Source organism: Streptomyces sp. NPDC021100, from assembly GCF_044333095.1.
GTDB lineage: Bacteria > Actinomycetota > Actinomycetes > Streptomycetales > Streptomycetaceae > Streptomyces.
The window spans coordinates 1-17,710 of the sequence record NZ_JBIRQH010000036.1 but is presented as its reverse complement, the minus strand read 5'-3'; the positions used below and the strand labels follow the sequence as shown (position 1 = coordinate 17,710).

The 17,710-nt window shown below is 69.6% G+C and carries 17 protein-coding genes and 5 pseudogenes; 10 read left to right on the top strand and 12 right to left on the bottom strand.

Features of this window, described 5'->3' with window-relative positions:
• Positions 1-445: 445 nt before the first annotated feature.
• A complete protein-coding gene (locus ACH4PU_RS35465; RefSeq protein WP_398281975.1) occupies positions 446-1,609 on the top strand; it encodes a hypothetical protein in 1,164 nt (387 codons plus the stop codon).
• A 210-nt stretch (positions 1,610-1,819) separates the two neighbouring features.
• Here the strand turns inward: ACH4PU_RS35465 and ACH4PU_RS35460 are convergent.
• Both ACH4PU_RS35460 and ACH4PU_RS35455 read right to left on the bottom strand, forming a co-directional pair.
• A pseudogene (locus ACH4PU_RS35460) lies at positions 1,820-2,035 on the bottom strand (ABC transporter ATP-binding protein); the annotation flags it as partial.
• A 92-nt stretch (positions 2,036-2,127) separates the two neighbouring features.
• Positions 2,128-2,640, bottom strand: a pseudogene (locus ACH4PU_RS35455) (ATP-binding cassette domain-containing protein); the annotation flags it as partial.
• A 104-nt stretch (positions 2,641-2,744) separates the two neighbouring features.
• Between ACH4PU_RS35455 and ACH4PU_RS35450 the strand changes: the two are divergent.
• Positions 2,745-2,855 (top strand): annotated as a pseudogene (locus tag ACH4PU_RS35450) (transposase); the annotation flags it as partial.
• 1,117 nt (positions 2,856-3,972) lie between these two features.
• On the opposite strand, the gene ACH4PU_RS35445 reads toward ACH4PU_RS35450, so the two are convergent.
• Positions 3,973-4,266, bottom strand: coding sequence for a hypothetical protein (locus ACH4PU_RS35445; RefSeq protein WP_398281934.1), 294 nt, complete (start codon positions 4,264-4,266; stop codon positions 3,973-3,975).
• Between the two features lie 4 nt (positions 4,267-4,270).
• A complete protein-coding gene (locus ACH4PU_RS35440) occupies positions 4,271-4,480 on the bottom strand; it encodes a hypothetical protein (RefSeq protein ID WP_398281931.1) in 210 nt (69 codons plus the stop codon).
• A 531-nt stretch (positions 4,481-5,011) separates the two neighbouring features.
• Between ACH4PU_RS35440 and ACH4PU_RS35435 the strand changes: the two genes are divergently transcribed.
• Positions 5,012-5,149, top strand: a complete 138-nt coding sequence (locus ACH4PU_RS35435) for an excisionase family DNA-binding protein (RefSeq protein ID WP_398281967.1) — start codon at positions 5,012-5,014, stop codon at positions 5,147-5,149.
• Here ACH4PU_RS35435 and ACH4PU_RS35430 read toward each other — a convergent pair.
• On the bottom strand, positions 5,116-5,406 hold the full coding sequence (locus tag ACH4PU_RS35430; RefSeq protein ID WP_398281928.1) for an STAS domain-containing protein: 291 nt from the start codon (positions 5,404-5,406) through the stop codon (positions 5,116-5,118). The two genes, ACH4PU_RS35435 and ACH4PU_RS35430, sit on opposite strands and share 34 nt — an antisense overlap.
• Positions 5,407-5,604: 198 nt before the next feature.
• Here ACH4PU_RS35430 and ACH4PU_RS35425 point away from each other — a divergent pair, with 198 nt between their 5' ends.
• The 3 genes and pseudogenes from ACH4PU_RS35425 to ACH4PU_RS35415 all read left to right on the top strand — a co-directional run bounded on the left by ACH4PU_RS35425 (position 5,605) and on the right by ACH4PU_RS35415 (position 7,413).
• On the top strand, positions 5,605-5,991 hold the full coding sequence (locus ACH4PU_RS35425) for a hypothetical protein (RefSeq protein WP_398281925.1): 387 nt from the start codon (positions 5,605-5,607) through the stop codon (positions 5,989-5,991).
• A 63-nt stretch (positions 5,992-6,054) separates the two neighbouring features.
• A pseudogene (locus ACH4PU_RS35420) lies at positions 6,055-6,976 on the top strand (IS5 family transposase).
• A gap of 293 nt (positions 6,977-7,269) precedes the next feature.
• Positions 7,270-7,413 carry a DUF6233 domain-containing protein gene (locus tag ACH4PU_RS35415; RefSeq protein ID WP_398281922.1) on the top strand — a complete coding sequence of 48 codons (144 nt, stop codon included), beginning with the start codon at positions 7,270-7,272 and terminating at the stop codon, positions 7,411-7,413.
• Positions 7,414-7,548: 135 nt separating this feature from the next.
• On the opposite strand, the pseudogene uppS reads toward ACH4PU_RS35415, so the two are convergent.
• Positions 7,549-8,664 (bottom strand): annotated as a pseudogene (uppS, locus tag ACH4PU_RS35410) (polyprenyl diphosphate synthase); the annotation flags it as partial.
• 1,258 nt (positions 8,665-9,922) lie between these two features.
• Complete coding sequence (locus ACH4PU_RS35405; protein WP_398281919.1) at positions 9,923-11,011, bottom strand: terpene synthase family protein; 1,089 nt, start codon at positions 11,009-11,011, stop codon at positions 9,923-9,925.
• Positions 11,012-11,485: 474 nt separating this feature from the next.
• Between ACH4PU_RS35405 and ACH4PU_RS35400 the strand changes: the two genes are divergently transcribed.
• A complete protein-coding gene (locus ACH4PU_RS35400; RefSeq protein WP_398281964.1) occupies positions 11,486-11,809 on the top strand; it encodes an alpha/beta hydrolase in 324 nt (107 codons plus the stop codon).
• 408 nt (positions 11,810-12,217) lie between these two features.
• Positions 12,218-12,343: a hypothetical protein gene (locus ACH4PU_RS35395; RefSeq protein WP_398281973.1), complete on the top strand. Its 126-nt coding sequence runs from the start codon at positions 12,218-12,220 to the stop codon at positions 12,341-12,343.
• 303 nt (positions 12,344-12,646) lie between these two features.
• On the opposite strand, the gene ACH4PU_RS35390 is transcribed toward ACH4PU_RS35395, so the two are convergent.
• Positions 12,647-13,063, bottom strand: coding sequence for a hypothetical protein (locus ACH4PU_RS35390; protein ID WP_398281916.1), 417 nt, complete (start codon positions 13,061-13,063; stop codon positions 12,647-12,649).
• A 164-nt stretch (positions 13,064-13,227) separates the two neighbouring features.
• Entirely contained in the window at positions 13,228-14,298 is a 1,071-nt protein-coding gene (locus ACH4PU_RS35385; RefSeq protein WP_398281913.1) for an alkene reductase, read from the bottom strand.
• Positions 14,299-14,546: 248 nt separating this feature from the next.
• Here ACH4PU_RS35385 and ACH4PU_RS35380 point away from each other — a divergent pair, with 248 nt between their 5' ends.
• On the top strand, positions 14,547-15,068 hold the full coding sequence (locus ACH4PU_RS35380; protein ID WP_398281910.1) for a MarR family winged helix-turn-helix transcriptional regulator: 522 nt from the start codon (positions 14,547-14,549) through the stop codon (positions 15,066-15,068).
• Between the two features lie 254 nt (positions 15,069-15,322).
• Here ACH4PU_RS35380 and ACH4PU_RS35375 read toward each other — a convergent pair whose 3' ends face one another.
• Positions 15,323-15,880: a quercetin 2,3-dioxygenase gene (locus ACH4PU_RS35375; RefSeq protein ID WP_398281907.1), complete on the bottom strand. Its 558-nt coding sequence runs from the start codon at positions 15,878-15,880 to the stop codon at positions 15,323-15,325.
• Positions 15,881-15,997: 117 nt separating this feature from the next.
• Here ACH4PU_RS35375 and ACH4PU_RS35370 point away from each other — a divergent pair, with 117 nt between their 5' ends.
• On the top strand, positions 15,998-16,441 hold the full coding sequence (locus tag ACH4PU_RS35370) for a MarR family winged helix-turn-helix transcriptional regulator (RefSeq protein ID WP_398281904.1): 444 nt from the start codon (positions 15,998-16,000) through the stop codon (positions 16,439-16,441).
• Between the two features lie 124 nt (positions 16,442-16,565).
• Here ACH4PU_RS35370 and ACH4PU_RS35365 read toward each other — a convergent pair whose 3' ends face one another.
• Positions 16,566-16,754: a hypothetical protein gene (locus ACH4PU_RS35365; RefSeq protein WP_398281900.1), complete on the bottom strand. Its 189-nt coding sequence runs from the start codon at positions 16,752-16,754 to the stop codon at positions 16,566-16,568.
• 65 nt (positions 16,755-16,819) lie between these two features.
• Entirely contained in the window at positions 16,820-17,386 is a 567-nt protein-coding gene (locus ACH4PU_RS35360; protein WP_398281897.1) for a hypothetical protein, read from the bottom strand.
• Positions 17,387-17,710: the final 324 nt, after the last annotated feature.

The window sequence follows — 17,710 nt, the reverse complement described above, 5'->3', positions numbered from 1 at the left end:
CACAAGCCGCGCCCAGCCACAGCACGTGGTTCCCCGTCCCAGGAACGTCGACCTTCACCGTGCCCAAGGGCGTTTCCTCCATCACCGCCGACCTCTGGGGCCAGGCGGCGGAGGTGGCGGGCACGCCAGCGAACGGGCCAGCGGGGGTCGGGGTGGAGCCGGGGGGCACGCTGGTGGGGGCGGTGGGGGAGCTCACGCACGGTGCACGATCACGGTGACTCCCGGCTCGACCCTCACTTTCGCCGTCGGTAGGGGCGGCGCAGCCGGCAGAGGCGGCGCAGCCGGCAGAGGCGGCGCAGCCGGCAGAGGCGGCGACGGTGGTGCTCAGGCTTCCGCACTGGGCCGCGCCGCACTAGGGGAAGCGACGGTCAGAACGGTGGTGACGGCCCCCTGAGGGCGCAGTAGCCGCCGCGAGAACAACATCCACGAACGTAAGGAATTTGGTGTGCCGTACTGTGAACAGCCGATGAGCGCACGCTCGGCGGTATGGGTGGGGACGGGTCTTGCCGTGACGAGCATGCTGGCCGGGGCGCTGACTGCGCCCGCGCAGGCCGCGCAGAAGCCACACGGCAACCGCCTCTTCACCAGGAGCAATACATTCAAAATCCCTGAGGGTGTCACCGAGCTCACCATCTCGGCCTGGGGCGGTGGCGGTGCCGGAAGCGGCGGTGCGGGCGGTGGCGGAGGGGGTGGTGGCGGAGGCGGCGCGAAGGCCGGCGGCACCGCCGGTGGTGGCGGTGGCGGCGCCGGAGCCGGCGGCAGCGGTGGCGGAGGCGGCGGTGGTGGAGGCGCGGGCACCTTCGTGCAGTGCAAGATCACGGTCGGGTCCAAGGGCACGTCCCTGACGGTCGACGTGGACAACACGCCTGTCGGCGGACTCTCTCCGTCGCAGCCCGGCGCCGGCAGCCAGGGAGGGTCCGGCGGCGGCGAGGGCAAGGCGAAGGGTTCCACCTTCGGCGGTGGCACCAACGGCTCGGCCGGCGCGTCCAGCCCCCAGGCCGGCCCCGCCACCGACAGGCCCCTGTTCCACAAGACGGAAGTCGCTCTCTACATGCCCAAGCGCGGCTACGTCTCCTACGTCGTAGCTCCGGGAGGAGCCCCGGGCGGCGCGGCGCAGGCCGCTCCAGGGGGCGGAGGCGGTGAGGGCGGCTACAACGGCGAGACCAGCAAGGGCCACCCCGGCGAGGGCGGCGCGCCAGCGGGACCGGGCAAGGGCGGCACGGGCGGCGGTCCGACCGAGCAGGGCATGAAGTGCATCGGCGCTCCGATCAAGCTCGTGAGCGGCACGCCGGGCAAGAGCGGGAGCGACGGCAAGCCCGGCGACCCTGGTGGCGACGGTCGAGACGGAGGCTACGGCGGCATGTCCTTCCGGGGCGGCGACCGCGGCAACGGCGGTCACGGAGCGCCCGGCGTACACGGCAGTATCTACGGCTGCGGTGGCAACGGCGGCAACGGCGCCGGCGGCGGCAACGGCGGTTACGGCGGCCAGGGCGCAAGTGGCCGGTCCATGGATAACCAGGTGGCCTACGACGGGGGGAATGGCGCAAAGGGCCAGAAGGGGCAGAACGGCACGCCGGGCTGCAAGGGCGCCGTCCGTATCGAGTGGTGAGTTCGGCGGGCCGCAGCCGCAACGGCCTGCGGCCCGCCGACCGCACGCGACACCGCTCACCCGCACCCTTTTGATCAGGACGACGCTGCGGCCCTCGCTCAGGGTCCGGATGCGGTCGTAGACGGCTTCCTCGCCGCGGGGGTCGAGGGCGGCGGTCGGCTCGTCGCAGATGAGGAGCTCGGCGTCCTCGCGGTAGAAGGCGCGGGCGCCGGCGATGCGTTGCCACTGGCCGCCGGAGAGGTCGCGTCCGCCCCACCAGGACGGGGCGAGGTTGGTCTCCAGCCCGTCGGGCAGAGCCTGGAGGACCGTGTCGGCTCCGGAGGCGCGGGCGGCGGCCAGCACGGCTTCGTCGTCGCCGAGGCCTTGGCCGAGGGTGATGTTCTCGCGGGCGGTGACGGGCCAGCGGGCGAAGTCCTGCGGAAGCATGGCCAGTCGGCTCCATGCCTGGTCGGGTCGACGTCGGCGAGGCTGACTCCGTCCCAGGTGACTGTGCCGGTGGTGGGGGCGTATAGGCCGGCGAGGAGCTTGGCCAGGGTGGATTTGCCGGAGCCGTTCGCGCCGACGACGGCCAGGACTTCGCCGCGCCGGATGCGGACGCTGACGTGGTCGAGGGCGGGGCGGGTGGCGCCGGGGTAGGTGAAGGACACGTCGCGCGCTTCGATGACCTCGAGGCGGCGGAGCAGGGGCGCCCGGGTGAGCGGGGTGGGGGTGCGGGCGTCGGCGTCGGTGAGGAAGTCGGCCCAGTCGCCGAGGTAGAGGCCGGTCTTGTAGGCGCCGTTGACGCCGGTGACGAGCTGGGTAAGCAAGCGCTGGCTGGTCTGAACGGCGATGACGGCGGTGCCGGCCGCGGCGAGCGGGACGCGGCCGGTGGAGGTCAGCCAGATCAGGGTGGCGTAGACGCCGACGGCGCAGGTCCCGGCGAGGGCGTCGCCCGTGATCAGGTAGCGGGCGCTGGTTCTGCCGACCTGCGCGGCATGGTCTTCGAGGGGTGTGGTGACCGTGGTGAACCGGTCGAGGAGCCAGGTGCGCATGGTCCCGGCGCGGACTTCGAGGGCGGTGGGGCGGCCGGAGGTGTGGAACATCCAGGTGTGGCGCAGGCGGCGGTCGGCCAGGACGTGGCGGTCGGCGAGGTAGGCGGGGCGGGCGGTGGACGTGCCACCGCAGGGTGATTAACGGGATCTTGTTCCGGCAGCGGACTGGTATTCCGTGGCGGGATCTGCCGACGCGGGCGGTGCGGGCGCGGACTCGACTGCGTTCCACGCTGGCCGCGTTGGCAACGGCACACTCGCTCAGGCCCTGGGCCAGGAGGCGCTGTACGAGCTCGCGTACTGGTTCGGCGTCCGTCCAGAGGGCGCCAAGTGCCGTTCACGACGGCGATGTGCCGCCGGTAGTTGTAGCGGCTGACGCTCCGGCGGCAGGTCGCGCAGCGCCAGCCTCCGATCTTGTACTTGGCGTAGCCATGCTGCCGTTTGGCCATGGCTGTGGTTCCGTTCCGGTCGCGGACGCCCCCGGCGGAACGCCGGGGGCGTTTAGGGGGCGTCCGCCGTGAAGCTGGCGGTGAAGGCTCACGGCAATGTTCGCTCGCACAGGCGTCGACGTGTCGGTTAAACCTGCCGGGGCCCCGCACATGAGGGTGGTTTGACTGACCGGGTGGTTGTGAAGTGGCGCGTTCTCCGCCGTACGGTGGGAACGTTTGTTTGTCCGTGCTGCTGGGTTTCGTATGGATGAAACATTTCGCCGGCTGATGCTATTGCGTGATGGCCGGTCGGCGGGTATTTCTGTATTGTTCTACCTTCTCGACCGTCGGCCCCAATGGAGGCGGGGCGGCTCTTCAAAAAATCCATGCGCTTCCCGTGGATTCCACGAGGCGCGCAAACGACTCCAGCCTGCGGGAGAAAAATGAATCTTGGAAGGCCCACCCGCTTTGCGACCGCCTTCGCTGCGCTCACGCTCACTGTCGGCGCAATGACGCTCACCGTCCCGACACCTGCTCATGCCGACACTGGCTGCCGCGAGCAGGCGCAAAAAGCCAAGACGGAATACGACTTGGCCCTCATCCGAGAGAATCACTTCAGCAGTAACCGAGGGGATGCCCTCTGGGAACACCACCTACCGCTACGAGAACAGCAATTGGGGAAAGCCTATGAGGCAGCCCTACGGGGGGCACTGGATTCGTGTAAGGGGACAAAGGCCGGGTCCATTTTGGCGACAGCATCTTACGAAACATATTATAGAGTTCTGCCTCTCGTACCGGGACGCGACCGGAGAAAAAAGAAAGTTGTCTTTGTAGCTTACCTGGCTAACCATGCTTTTTTGCTAGCCAGCGGGAAGAAATGAGACACTACTGTGGATCGCGGATGCTTTCAGTCGGCGTGCGCGAGTACGGCGTCCTCGCGCCGGTTGCGGTCGGCGTGGAGCCACAGGCCGTGGTTGAGGATGACGTCGTCCCCGGCGGCCAGGTGCTCGGCGAGCTCGGGGTGGTCGACGCCGTGGAGGCGGTGGACTTCCTCGTCCACGGGCGGCCGGACCCTACCCCGGCCGGCGAGGACGCGGGCGAGCGGGGTCTTGCCGGAGCCGGTGACGCCCACCAGTAGCGCCGCCGTCGGCTCGCGCGCGCTCACGTCCACCTCTACCTCGGTCGGGTCTCGCGTGGACATGCGGTCACGAGCTCAGCAGGCTCACCTCGCCGGTGACGGACGCGCGGGCCAGCCGGCGAAGCTCCACTCGGCCCGCCGACGAGGCACCGGGGCCGGAAGACCAGTGCGGATGCCACTGGATCTCGACGGACAGCCGCAGGAGGCGGCGACGCAGGGCGGCGGTGCTGGCCCCCGGCCGCGGGGCGGTGAGTGCTTCGTAGGCGGCAAAGTTCACCTTGACCGGACCCCAAGTACCGCAGGGCCGGCTGAGGCCGTCCCCGGTAGCGCGCGTCGTCGTTGAACCCGGAGACCGCCACCGCCAGGAGCCCGCCGCCATGCCCCCTGTCCTCTACCGCACATGCTGACCCCCGCTGATCAGGTGTCGTACCGCTGCGCTGGTGAGCTGACGGCCCGGGAGATGCCGGTCCTCTTCGAGGCCGCGGTCGAGGCGGACCCCGGCCGACGGCGGCAGGCCGCGCGCCACGACCTGTCCACCGCGCGCCGTCACGCACTGGACTGCCAGGATCCGGCGTGGGCACAGCCAGTTGTGTGGGGTACCGGTCGTCAAGGGGTGCCGCAGCCGCCACCGGTTCACGTCGTCCTTGACCGCGACGAGTACGTGTGGGAGCGCCAGTGTGTCATCGAGGACGGCAGCCCCCCGGCCGTCGACCGGTGGACCCCGCTATGCCGTGTGCCGGCACCGCCGCTTCCTTCCCGGGCCGAGCTGACCGTGCGGCTGCTGACCGTCGCCGAAGTCGCCTCCATCATGCGCATGCCGAAGATGACCGTGTACAGGCTGATACACGCCGGGTACCTCCCGGCCATCCGCGTAGGGCGCTCCTTCAGGGTGCCGGAAGAGGCGGTGCACGACTATCTGCGGGAGAGCCTGCACACCGTGCGCTGAGCCGCCGCTGGGGCCGGGCGGCCTCGCAGCAGGGCCCACAGCAGGGTGTTGAGGCCGGTGCAGTCGCAGAAGCTGACGCCGGCGAAGTGCAGGCCCAGGGCGCACGGGTGGTGCTGTCCGAGGCAGGCGCAGATGGCGCGGCGCAGTCCGGGCACGGTGCCGAGGTCCACCTCGCCCGTGAGGCGGATGGCGGCGCGGCCGCCGTGGAGGTCCACGCGGGTGCGCAGGCGCCGTGCCGATGGGTCGGGGTCCGTCATGTGCCGCTCCCATGGAGAGCCGGTAGGCGGGCAGGAGCCGGGCTCCTCCTGCCATTGTCATCATCCGGGAGCGGTTTCCTCTTTCGGGTGGGTCGACGGGGTGGTCCGTTTCTCGTATGAACCGTGAGCCGTTGGTCATATGGATCCGCCACTCGGCGGAGAGTGGTGCGATGGAACAACCTCGTGATGGAGTGATGAATGATGCGTGCTCTACTGCGGACCGGCATCGCGGTGGGCTCGGTGGCCGCCGCCCTGCTCACCCTGGCGGGCCCGGCGACGGCGGACGACGGTGGCCGGAATGTAGTGGGTGCGTCGGGAGTGGCGAGCGGGGTGCGGAACAAGCAGGCGGACGACTCCTCCAACAACTGCCGGGACTCCGTCGGGCTGCTCTCCTTCCGCGACTGCCGCAACGAGACCGTCCACGGCCTCGCCCACACCCACAACACCGACACCTTCAACGGTGTCCTGACCGGCGTCCTCACCAGCACCGCCGTCGACCACAGCAACAACTGCGGCAGCCTCGTCGCCGTCCTGTCGGAAACCCGCTGCGTCGTCGTCGAACGCCCGGCGCGCCACCACCGCTAGGCAGTGTCTGATGGCTCTTGGCCGGGATGGTGGATCTGCTGCCGTTCCGGGCAGGAGCCCGGCATGGTGCGTCGGCATGAACTGACCAACGCTCAATGGGAACGCATCGCTTGCCTCCTGCCCGACGTGGGCGGGCCGGGCGGCCGATGGGCCGATCACCGCACGGTGGTCAACGGGGTCCTGTACCGGACCCGGACCGGGATTCCCTGGCGTGACCTGCCCGAACCTATGGCCCCTGGCAGACCGTCTACGAGCGCCACCGCCGCTGGTCGGCTGACGGCACCTGGGCAAAGGTCCTGCGCGCCCTCCAGGCCGGAGCCGATGCCACCGCCCGGGACGCGGACGGCTCGTGGGCGGTCAACGCCGACTCCACCACCTGCCGGGCCCACCAGCACGCCGCCGGAGCGCGACACCGGCCACCGGGCGATCACCCGCAAAAGGGGGCGGGGCCCGAGAGGAGGCGGAGGGCCGTGAGGCCCTGGGACGCTCCAGAGGCGGGCTGACCTGCAAGATCCATCTACTGGCCGACGACCGCTGTCGGCCCCTGGTCTGGCTGACCACACCCGGCCAGCGCGGGGACAGCCCCCTGTTCATCCCGCTGATGCAGGCCCTGAACCTGGCCCGCACCGGGACGGGGCGTCCACGCACCCGCCCGGACCGGGCCCGCGGCGACAAGGCCTACTCCAGCCGCGCCAACCGCACCTACCTGCGTAAACGCGGGATCAAGGCGACCATCGCCCAGCCGGATGACCAACGGGCCAACCGCCTCCGGCGGGGCCGGGCCGGGGGACGTCCCCCGGCCTTCGACCGCGCACAGTACCGCCAGCGCAACGCCGTCGAGCGCTGCGTGAACAAGCTCAAGCAGCACCGGGCCGTCGCGACCCGGTATGACAAGCGCGACTACATCTTCCACGGCACCCTGGCCACCGCCGCCATCGTGATCTGGCTCCGTGATCTCATCAAAGAGCCATCAGACACTGCCTAGTCCGCACCGCAAACCGCACCGCGGCCGGTACCGTGACCGCCCGGGGGAACGGAGGCTGCTGCTACGTGCGTCGCGGCGGCGGGAGTGGGGGTGGAGCGTGGCGGAGACAACGGAAGGCCTGCGGGCGGAGGGGCGTGAGGGGCGGCGGCACGCCGTGTTCGTCAGGGGGAGTCTGAGCGGGCTCCTCGCCGCGCATGTGCTGGCCGACCACGCCGATACGGTGACCCTCGTGGACCCGGTGGAAGATCCAAACGCCCCGCTACCCCCACAACGCACTTGGCCCCCGCCGCACCGTGATCCACCACGAGGCCTGCTTCAGCGCGCCCGGCCCGGCCGAGCTGACCACCGCCCAGGCCATCGAAGCGCTCGGCCGCCCGGGAGCGGAGAACTGCTCGATCTGCCGTCCCGAAGCCGTCCTCGGCTCCCCCTTCGACTGACCGCGATGGGCCGACCGTAGCCAGCGCCGCGACCCGCCCGAGACCTTTCCGCGAACCCCAGCAGAGCCTTCAGCCGACGTGCCAGGATGCGGTAGGTGTGCAGGCTCAGGCAGGCGCCGTGCGGACGGAAGTATCTCATGTCCAGGCTTGAGCGAAGCCATTGCCCAAGCCTTGCGCAAGACGCCGCTGCCATAGGGGGGACATCCCTTGTGCGAGCCGCTCCAGCAGATCGGCCAGCGCACTGAGCAGGGGCGTTGGGGCATGGGGCTTACGCAGACCCAGCGGTGTCTGCTCTACCAGGGCTAGGCAGGAGTGGACGAATGACTGGGCCTGGCTCAGGGCTTGCTGATCGTGGGCATCGAGTTGGTCCAGCAGGTCTCGCGGTATAGCTGACGGCGTCGGTGAGGACATCGAGGTCGGCATCACGGGCTCTCGGTAGGCGTAGGTGCTGACTTCGGGCAGGGCCACGGCCTGATAGCGGTGTTCCGCCGCGGCACCGTCCAGCAGGTGGTGGGAGCGGAGCCAGGCGAGGTTGTGGGCGCGTGCGGAATCCAGGTCGGGGCTGCACCGGTGCGGGAAGGAGAAGGCGAAGTCGATGTTCGAGGGCACAGAGGACCCCTTCGGGGGGCATCGGCCGAATCGGCGGTCTCGGTGTGCGTACCACTGCAGTGCCTGATGGAAGGCGTGGTGGTTGAAATCGGGCCAGAGGGTGTCGGTGAAGTACAGCTCGGCTTGTGCGGTCTGCCAGGTCATGAAGTCGGACAGGCGTCGTTCTCCGGAGGTGCGGATGAGTAGGTCGACGTCGGGCTGGCCGACGGTGGACAGGTGCGCGGCCAGGTGCTGTTCGGTCGCGTTCTCGCAGGAGGGGGGCTGCTGGCGGGCCAGTGCGCGCACGGCGGTGATGATGTCGTCGCGTCCGCTGTAGGCGACGGCCACGTTCAGCGTGGTGCCCGTCAAATGGCCGGTGGCTTCTTCGATGTTCCGCAGAGCGCGGACCTGGCCGGCGGGGAGTTTTTCCAGGGCGCCGATGGCGCGGATGCGCCACCGTTCTTCGGCAGCCATGGCCCGCAGGCCGTTCAGAACCGCGTCGGTGATGCCTTCGACGGCCTTCGGGGCGCGGTCGAAGTTGTCCTGGGGGAGCGCCCATACGGTGACGAAGGGGATGTGGGCGTCTTCGCACCAGAACATCAGCTGGTGCACGCGCGCGGCTCCGGCCCGGTAGGCGTCCACGGGCGAACGCCGGTTTTGGCGCGCCCAGCGGCGGGAGGGTGGGGTGTGCGCTGCCGGGCGCTGAGGAAAGAGGCAAGGTCATGGGCCAGGCCGGTGAGCTGTTGTGCCAGTGGCGGACGGTGTGCGGGGGATCGGAAAGCCGCGACGCCAGGTGGCGGTGGGGTTGGGGCGATGGAATCAGCGTCATCAACCATCAGGGCGGCCTTCTTGGTATAGCGCCGTATATGAGATCACCGCGCGGCTGCCGGAGACCGGGCGCGGTTTCCGGCCGTGCGCGCGGACAGAGTGTTCGGGTGAGATGCGGGATGTGGGACAGCAGGGCCAGGGGAATGCTCACGCGGCGAGGCGTCTTCCAGCGCACGGGGCTGGAGGAGTGCTGCGGCCTGCCTGCTTTCTTCTCACCTTCCCTGCCGGCACGCAGTTGAACAGGCGCATTCGATCCGGCCGGGTAGTGAATTCGCTGCACGCCTGGACCTGTTGGCTTCCGGGTGGGCCGGTGGCACGGGTGTGCGCCTCCCGGGCGTGTGCCCATACCCGTACGCCCCGCGCGGTTCGCCTGGGGAGCCTGGATTGTTTGTGCCTGGCGGTGGCTATGGCCCGTGTCGCACGGCGACAGTCAAGGGCTCGTTCCGGTGCGCTGCCCGGCGAGCGCGCACCTGTCGGCCGGTACCCAGTACCAGCGGCGGGTGTTCACGGCGCGAGGGCGAGGTTGTGCAGGTGGTCATTGCCGCGACTGTGCGATGGAGGCCGTCGCCGTGCTGCCGGCAATTCCGAAAGGTTCCGCAACCGGCCGACGACGTGTTCTCTGCGGCCCGGACCCGCCGATAGACCGCGTAGTCCTCTTCCTCGCCCTCGGCTAGCGGCCGGCCGGGTCGTTTTCGGGGCGCATCAAGGAGGCCAACCCCTTCGAGCCCTGTAGGGCTCCAGCCCGAAGAACAGCCCCAGCTACTGCACCATCCGGCACACCCCAGCGGCGGAGACCCGAAGCACATGGCGAGGCCCGAGCAGAACCACACGGTCCACCAGCAGCAATCGCTCGGCCAACGGACGGCGGACCCGCGGACCGTCACCACCCTGTTCCCGCATCACCCGCAACAGCCCAGTCCAACTGCCTGGCCCGCAATTCCAACCATCTCTCCACTCACACTCGCTGTACCCGCTACAGGCCAGCCGCAGAAAGATACTTGTCGGCTGGGTAACGGAACAGGCCTTGGCCGGGTCATTGGTCGGGGTTCCCCTTCTGGTCCCGCGGGAGCCTGACACTTGCTTTCCTTTCCCGTTATTCAGTCGGGTGCGGAACAGTCATCGCCGCGGTGGAAGGAATGCCAGCTTCATCCCACCACCATCGCATCGGTTCCGGTACTGGTGTCAGGGCCCTGTCCGGGCGGGGGCGATTGGTGAATACCAGCGAGCTTTGTGGCGGCCATTCGTAACGTCCGGACATGGAGCTGAAAGAAAGGAAGCCGCTGACCGCTGCCCGCATGTACCGCGCCCAGTACGCAAGGGGCCCTCCGGATGCCTGGCACTGATCGGCCAGGAGCAGGAAGACCTCCATGATCCGGTCGTGGAGACGCACCGTTTCCGTCACGGCATCATCGATGGTGAGGTGGTACTCGTGAGCCATGACATCGACCAGATTGATGTTGTTGGTTCCCGACGCGACCTCATTGCGGCGGGAGGCCCAGTCGTTGTAGATCAAGGTCAGGAACCAGCCGGAGTCAGTCAGCGCCTGCACTGTCGGCGTGCGCCTCAGCGGGTCGTCAAGGTCCAGTCCGCTGATAGCGGCACCGAAGACGTTAATGAACGGGGCCGCGGCGTTGTGCGCCCGGTTGCGCACATAGTCCGCGAGGGAGGGCACCGTATCGTGTAGTCCGATCTGCCAGCGCAGACCGCGCATGTAACTCTCCCAGCCCTCCGCGCAACAGGCCACAACGGTAGGGGAGTAGTGGCGGGTGACACTGAGCACGAAGTCGCCCATCGCCCGAGTCACAGGGGTGGAGACGGCCGGGGGACTGCCCGGGTGTCGGTAGACGTCGAGCACGCAGTCGGCGGCTTCCTCGAAGCGAAGATTCTCATCGGCGCCGCCCGTGCGGGCCACCGACTCGCAGTACACATCGTCGAAGGAGTACGCCGCCAGACTCCAGCGTGCCATCAGCTCTTGGCCCAACGCATCACCGAGTGGCCAGGTGCTGGCGGTGAGCTCTGCGCAAAGTTCGGCGTAGGGCCTATGGCGTTGCACACCGCGCGGATCGATCCCGTTGAACCAGGTGAGCAGCTTGTCGTAGGTGTTGTGACCCTTGACGGGGAACGGTGAGATGGGGCAGTAGAGCCCTTCGATCTGCTGTTGGCTGGCATCGATCAGGCGCATTGTTTCCTCTCCTTCAGGGAGACGATGTGCATCGTGCAGATCCTTGCCGCCACCGGGCGAACTCCAGCGCGAACTGATGTGCGACGGAGTGCGGGCCGCTGAGGCGAAGGGCAACAAGGGTCGTCCGTGCCGTGCGACAAGGATTCTTCAGAGCACGCCGTCCCGCCGCGGCAGTTCCATGAGCGGGGCCGACCGCCCCTCTTATGACGACATACGCCGAGGCCCGGGTCCAGGCGTGCGGCAACCGGTTCTGCGGCATGCTCGGCGCGCTGGAAGGCCACGACGGCGCATAAGAGCCCGACCCGCCCCCCGCTCGCGCCAGGCGCCGGACTCCCAGCTCACCCCACGCTCACGGACGCCGTAGAACTCCCGACGCGGACGGCCGCGACAAGCCGCAGAGCAGGGTGATTCCTCCGGCTGCATTATTCCGACAGTTCTTGAGTAGCTCTCAAGAACTGTCGCTCCGACGGCTACCTGTGGATCAAGCCGGAGAAATTCCGCGAGAGCTTCGCCCAGGACCTTCCGGAGGACGAGGCCCTGGTGATGGCCGTGACACAGAAAGCACCGCTGGCCTCCACCTTCGGCGACACCGTCACCACACCGGCCTGGCGGACCAAGCCCACCTGGTACCAGGTCTCCACCGGCGACCGCATGATCCACCCGGACAACGAACGCCGCATGGCCCAGCGCATGAACCCGCGCAAGACCATCGAACTGGACGCCGGTCACGCCTCCCTCGCCTCGCGGCCCGGCCCGGTCACCGACCTCATCGAGGACGCCGCGAAGGCGGGCGCCTGACGGCCGCGGCGCGGCCCCATACACAGGAGGCTCCCGGCTCGGTGGCCTCTGGGTGGCCCTGCTGACCGTCAGGGCCATCGGTGATCCGTCGCGTTCGGCCTCGCGGGAAGCCGGCTGACGGGCACTCACTCAGGGCCCGGGGTCTAGCGCGTCACGGCACCGGTGGGCAGCTACCGGCGGCGCGGGATGGTGACCCGAACCTGCGCAAGGACCACGCCGGTCACCGGGTCGCGGTGCACCGGGACATACAGCCCCCAGTCGGCGTCCCCGGCCGTGAGCCAGTCCCCGGCCCACGGGGCATCGATGTTCCCCAGCACGCTACCGGCGAGACCGTGGCCGTCGCCCTGGTGTAGTCGGGGCCGGCCGCCCTCCGCGAACTCGGCGTGAAGCGGGCATGACGATCCGGCAATGAACTCGATCTGCTTCGCGGACACCCGCGGCTCGCAGGTGGAGATCGTGCGCAACATCGGCCGAGCGCTCCGGCTCAACAAGGACGGCTCCACCAAAGTCGCCAGGATCATCGTGCCGGGGTGAAACACGGTTCGTTGGCGCAGGGCGGTGTTGCAGGGCTGGATGTCGCGCGAGCCAGCCGCCGTTACTGCTGGCGGAGTGCGGTGACGCGGACCTCCGCCAGGACAACGCCGGTCACCAGGTCGTGGCGGACCAGGACGTACAGGGCCCAGTCGGCGTCACCAGCCGGTCCCTCCCTCCGACGGCGGGAACCTCTCCCGCCTTCACCCCTTTAGGACTTGTCCGGGCGATCACCGAACCCCATCAAGCAAGGCCGCGTGTCCGATCCGGGGCGCTCGTGCCGTTCCGTCAGTGGAGCCGGTGGTCTCAGGCGGAGGCGATGTGGGCAAGGGCGCTCTGGAGCCGGCGGACTGCTTCCTCGGCTTCCGCGTACTGCTGAGGGGTCGGTGCGACGGCGCCGAAGGCGTGGCCGTCATCGGCAGGTAGGGCGCGCCAGTGGAGGACCGGAGTGAGAGCGGTGGCAGCTGCGCCGAGGAACCAGGCCGTATGCCCATGGACGTGAGCAAGAGCGATGGCCACAGCAGCGAGGGCTTCCCGCAGGTGTTCCAAGCGGCTACGCAGAGGTAGCGCCTTTTGAATCTGGGGAGCGCCGACGGCGGCGTGCAGATCGAGGGCGGCCTTCACGATGACCGCGCGATGGCGCGGCGACAGAATCCACACCTGATCACGGACGAGCCTTTCGGCTTCTCCCACCAGGTCGTCGACCTGCGTCATCATTGCCATGCCCGACACCCTACGTTCCCAGCAGACGACGCAGGCCAGTGCTACATAATCGGCCGGACAGCCCCTAGAAGACTGGTCGTGGTGGTCCGGCGCCGGCTCCGGGGTGGGGGTCGGCTCCCGGGCCGCCGTGCGGCGGCCCGGAATGCGGCCGGGGTGCTTGCGGGTTAGGCGGGCAGGGCGGGGTAGTCGGTGTAGCCGCTCTCGTCGCCGCCGTAGAAGGTGGCCGGATCAGGGGTGTTGAAGGGGCCCGCCTGACGCAGGCGGCGGGGCAGGTCGGGGTTGGCGAGGAACATCGCTCCGAAGGAGACGAGGTCGGCCGTGCCGTCCTCGGTCAGGGCGAGGGCCTCAGGCCCGGTGGGCTGCGGGTGGGTGAAGGGGTTGAGGATAAACGTCGCCGGCCAGTCCTTGCGCAGACGCAGGGTGAGGTCCCGGTCCGGGCCTTCCATCAGGTGCAGGTAGGCCAGGCCCAGCGGCGCGAGGCGGGAGACGAGCATGCCGTAGGTCTCCTCCGGGTTCTCCTCGGCGATGTCGTTGTAGGGCTTTCCCGGGGAGAGGCGGATGCCGGTGCGGTGCCCTCCGATCGCGTCGGCGACCGCGGTGGCGACCTCGACCGCGAAGCGGATCCGGCCCTCGGCATCCCCGCCCCAGGCGTCGGTGCGCCGGTTGGCGTTGGGGGCGAGGAACTGGTGGATGAGGTAGCCGTTGGCGCCGTGGATCTCCACTCCGTCGAAGCCGGCGGCGACCGCGTTGCGCGCGGCGTCAGCGAAATCGGTGATCGTCTGCCGGATGTCGGCCTCGGTCAGCTCCTCGGGGACCACCATGTCCTTGGGGCCTTCGTGGGTGAAGACCTGGCCCTTGGCGGCCACCGGTGACGGGCCGACGGGGATCATGCCGTCGGGCAGCAGGCTGGGGTGGCCGATCCGGCCGGTGTGCATCAGCTGCGCGAAGATCACCCCGCCCTCCCGGTGCACGGCATCGGTCACCGCCCGCCAGGCGGCCACCTGCCGCTGCGAGTGCAGGCCCGGGGTGTCGGGGTAGCCCTGGCCCACCACCGACGGCTGGGTGCCCTCGGTGATGATCAGCCCTGCGGTCGCGCGCTGCGCGTAGTACTTCGCCATCAGCTCCGTCGGGGCGGCGCCTTCTCCGTAGGCGCGGCTGCGGGTCATGGGCGCCATCACGACGCGGTTGGCCAGGCGTATGCCGCCCAGATCGTAGGGCTCGAACGCGGTAGTCATGATCACAAGTCCTTCGTGGGGGGGACCGGCGGAAGCATCGGGGCCTGTCCTGTGGGCCCGGCCAGCACTCCACCGAGTTACCTGTTCGAACAGGTTAAGCCCTGTTGGGATTCCCCGGCCCACATGAGATGCCCGTCACAGGCGTTGTCCCGCCCGCTCCCACGGCTTTCTCAGGCCCGGACCGCGATCAGCCGCCGACAGGAGCTATCCTCATTCTGTCCGGACAGCTATTCATGGGAAGTGGAGCGATGAGTGGACCGGCCAGTGACCGGGATACGGAGACGCGCAGTGTGCGGGAGGGGCGGGCGGAGACGGTGCCGGTCCCCGGCGCCGCTGAAGCCGGGCCGGTCAGTCACGCGATCTTCCGGGTGGCGCGGCTGCACCGCATGCTGGCCGGCCACCTGCTGCGCCGGGTCGGCCTGCATCCCGGCCAGGAACTGGTGATGATGCAACTGTGGGGGGCCGGTCCCCAGCGGCAGGCCGACCTCGTCCGGCTCCTCGACTCCGACGCCGCCACCATGACGCGCACCGTGCGGCGCCTGGAGCGCGCGGGGTTCGTCCGCCGCTGCCCGTGCGCCACCGACAAGCGGGCGAGCCTGATCGAGGCCACCCCGGCCGGCCACGCCCTGCGCGGCGAAGTCGAACGCCTCTGGCGGGAACTGGAGGAGCGCACCCTCGGCCCGCTTACCGGCGACCAGCGGGCGGCGGCCCTGGAACTGCTGGCCCGCCTGGAAGACAATCTGACCCACTCGGCAGAGCCCTCCGCCTAGGCAGGATCCGTCGCCCAGGTCAGGGCCGCCAGGGGTGGCGGCGCAGATAGTCCTCCAGGGTGAGCAGGCCCGGATGCAACTGTCCGGTGCAGCCGAAGGCTGCGCCGGAGCGAGGTGCGCGGCTACGCACTGTCCGGCGTACGTACGCCGCGCAGCTGATGGACGTCGGGCTCTCTTTCATCGGCGGGCGGCAGGGGAGCACGGTCGGGGTGCGGCGCGGTGATCAGTTCCCCAAGGCGGGGGCCCGGCCGCCGTCATCCGGTCCGCCACTGGTGGTCGGGAAGGAAGCGCACGTCGTACTGCTGGGGAACGCTGGCGAACTTGTGAGGTTCCGGGATGACTGGCTCGGCGGGCAGACCGAGCTGCTCGGCGGGCGCGCCGAAGTTCTCGAAGAACCGCTCGAAGGTGCCGCCGGGGCCGGCGGCGACGCCGACGACCTGGCTGTGGTGGCGCTCCATGCGGTAGGCGTGCTGGCAGTTCTTGGGCACGAAGCCGAAGTCGCCCGGGGTGAGCAGCTTTTCCTGCTGGTTGCCCTCGGTGTCCTCGACGAACAGCCGGACGGCGCCGGCGGTGATGTAGAAGACCTCGTGGGTGTCGGTGTGCAGGTGGGCCGGGATGATGTCGCCCTTGGGACCTTCAACGGTGAAGAAGTTGAAGGTGTTCTCGGTCTGCTCGCCGCCGGCGTAGATGGTGATCAGGTCGCCGAACAGGTGGGCGCGGTCTCCTTCGCCCCTCTCGATGAAGTAGGGCTTGCCCGGTTCCGCGGGTATGCGTGAGGCCCGCCGGTAGCGGGTGGCGTACTCGATGGTCATGTCTTCTTCTCCTCGGATCTGCCCCACCACGAATGTCAGGTAGCCTGACATTAAAGGGTGCGGGCAGGCAAGCCGCGCAGGTGACCCGGTCCCGCTTTCCGCCGTCGTGAGGAAGAGATGCAATCCATCCGCCGCAACCTCCCCCAGCTGCTCGGAGACGCCCGGCGCTGGTTCGAAGAAGGACTGCTGGCAGCCCTGGAAGCAGACGGAGCCGCACCCGTGTCCCCGACACAGGTACAGCTCTTCGCCGCGCTGGATGACCAGGGGACCACGGTGTCGGAGCTGGCCCGGCGCATGGGCGTCACCCGACAGACCGCGCACCAGGCCGTGCACGGCCTGGTCGCCGCCGGACTGCTCGAACAGACCCCCGACCCCGCCTCCGCCCGGCAGCGGCTGATCCGGCGCACCGCGGAAGGAGAACGTGCACACCGCCGGGCCGGCCTCATCCTCGAACGGCTGGAAGAGCAGCTTGCCGAACGGATCGGCCGGGAGCAGACCGATGCCCTGCGCACGGCGCTGGAGGCGCCATGGGGCCAGCCGCCCGCCCCGCGCTCAGGGTGAGTCGATGCACCGCCTGTAGGACGTTGCGCCGTAATGGCCCTTCGACGGGACGCGACGGCCGGTGACTAACTGGCCCGGCCCCAGCGGCAGACCACCTCCAGACCGGTTGCGCCCACGGTGACGCCTACCGTCCGAAAGGATCGGTGAGCTTCGGCTCGTGCCCCAGGGCGAGCGAAGCGCCGTCACTCCTCGATCGTGTACGCGGTGCGGGGACGGCGAAATCCGGCGCCGCCATCAAGTACGAGGCCAGCACCACCGACTCCGCCCCGCCGGCCGACCGCAGCCGCACCGCCGTCCCGGCCAGCGCCACCACCTGGTGCTCACTGCCGCCTCAGGTGATCCAGTCGCCCGGCCACAGCACCGAGCCCCCGCCCCCGGTCACCGACTCACCCCCGGGCAGACCAGCGAGCCGAGGTGCAGGGGCATGAGCTCGTGTGACCACAGCAGGTGAAACAGCACCGGCAGCACCGCCAGCGGCTCACCGACCGCCGCGGCGCCGTCCATCAGCGCCAACGGCTCGGCGAACACCACCAGCAGCCGCGCGGCGGCCGCCTCCGCCCGGTGCCGGGGATGCCGGGTAGCCCGCCAGCCACCGCACGTTGCGGACCACCACCGCGTCCGGGGCACCCAGCAGCCGAAACTCCCACCCCGGCGCAGGCCGCCCTCCGTCGCCCCGGATTTCGCCACATCCCACGGCCGGCGCCGTTCGGCCGGGCGGCCGTCGACGACCACACCCGTCCCGTCCTCGCGGCGGGCGAAGTAGTCCGGTACGTGCGAGGCAGGCCGCCCGTTCGCCGCCGGCCAGAACAGCCATAGAACGGCCGGGAGGAGACCCCCACCACCGCCGGGTCGAAGTCCAGCAGCATCACCTGCTCCCTCCAGCCAGGACTCGTCCCGACGTCCCGGCCCGTCGTCGCCGACCACCACAAGCCCGGCAGGTTCCACTGCCGACGGCCCATTTCAGGACCGGAAAGAGCTGATCATGACCGACACGATGGTGGAGTCCGCCACGCCGGCAGCAGGACGAGGCCGCTCGGGCCCTGCTCGATGCGCTGCACGACGGCATCCAGTTCAACCTGCCCGCGGTGAGCCGGACCGTGACGTACGGCGGCGTCCTGATGGCGGAGATCCGCAAGCAGGACCACTTCCGTGAGGACTTCCGTCTGTGCTGCGCCCGGTCAGAACTGGGGGCAGAGGTAGTAGTCCGGGGCCTTTGCGGCGCAACGGTGCACAGGTTCTACAGCTTCCTACCCTCCCATGCCGTCTGAG

Excerpts from the sequence above, each read along its gene's own strand:
- ACH4PU_RS35445 (WP_398281934.1), bottom strand. The coding sequence starts at position 4,266 with ATGTCCACGCGAGACCCGACCGAGGTAGAGGTGGACGTGAGCGCGCGC.
- ACH4PU_RS35390 (WP_398281916.1), bottom strand. The coding sequence starts at position 13,063 with ATGGCAATGATGACGCAGGTCGACGACCTGGTGGGAGAAGCCGAAAGG.
- ACH4PU_RS35435 (WP_398281967.1), top strand. The coding sequence starts at position 5,012 with ATGCGCATGCCGAAGATGACCGTGTACAGGCTGATACACGCCGGGTAC.
- ACH4PU_RS35385 (WP_398281913.1), bottom strand. The coding sequence starts at position 14,298 with ATGACTACCGCGTTCGAGCCCTACGATCTGGGCGGCATACGCCTGGCC.
- ACH4PU_RS35380 (WP_398281910.1), top strand. The coding sequence starts at position 14,547 with ATGAGTGGACCGGCCAGTGACCGGGATACGGAGACGCGCAGTGTGCGG.
- ACH4PU_RS35395 (WP_398281973.1), top strand. The coding sequence starts at position 12,218 with ATGAACTCGATCTGCTTCGCGGACACCCGCGGCTCGCAGGTGGAGATC.
- ACH4PU_RS35405 (WP_398281919.1), bottom strand. The coding sequence starts at position 11,011 with ATGCGCCTGATCGATGCCAGCCAACAGCAGATCGAAGGGCTCTACTGC.
- ACH4PU_RS35370 (WP_398281904.1), top strand. The coding sequence starts at position 15,998 with ATGCAATCCATCCGCCGCAACCTCCCCCAGCTGCTCGGAGACGCCCGG.
- ACH4PU_RS35375 (WP_398281907.1), bottom strand. The coding sequence starts at position 15,880 with ATGACCATCGAGTACGCCACCCGCTACCGGCGGGCCTCACGCATACCC.
- ACH4PU_RS35425 (WP_398281925.1), top strand. The coding sequence starts at position 5,605 with ATGATGCGTGCTCTACTGCGGACCGGCATCGCGGTGGGCTCGGTGGCC.
- ACH4PU_RS35430 (WP_398281928.1), bottom strand. The coding sequence starts at position 5,406 with ATGACGGACCCCGACCCATCGGCACGGCGCCTGCGCACCCGCGTGGAC.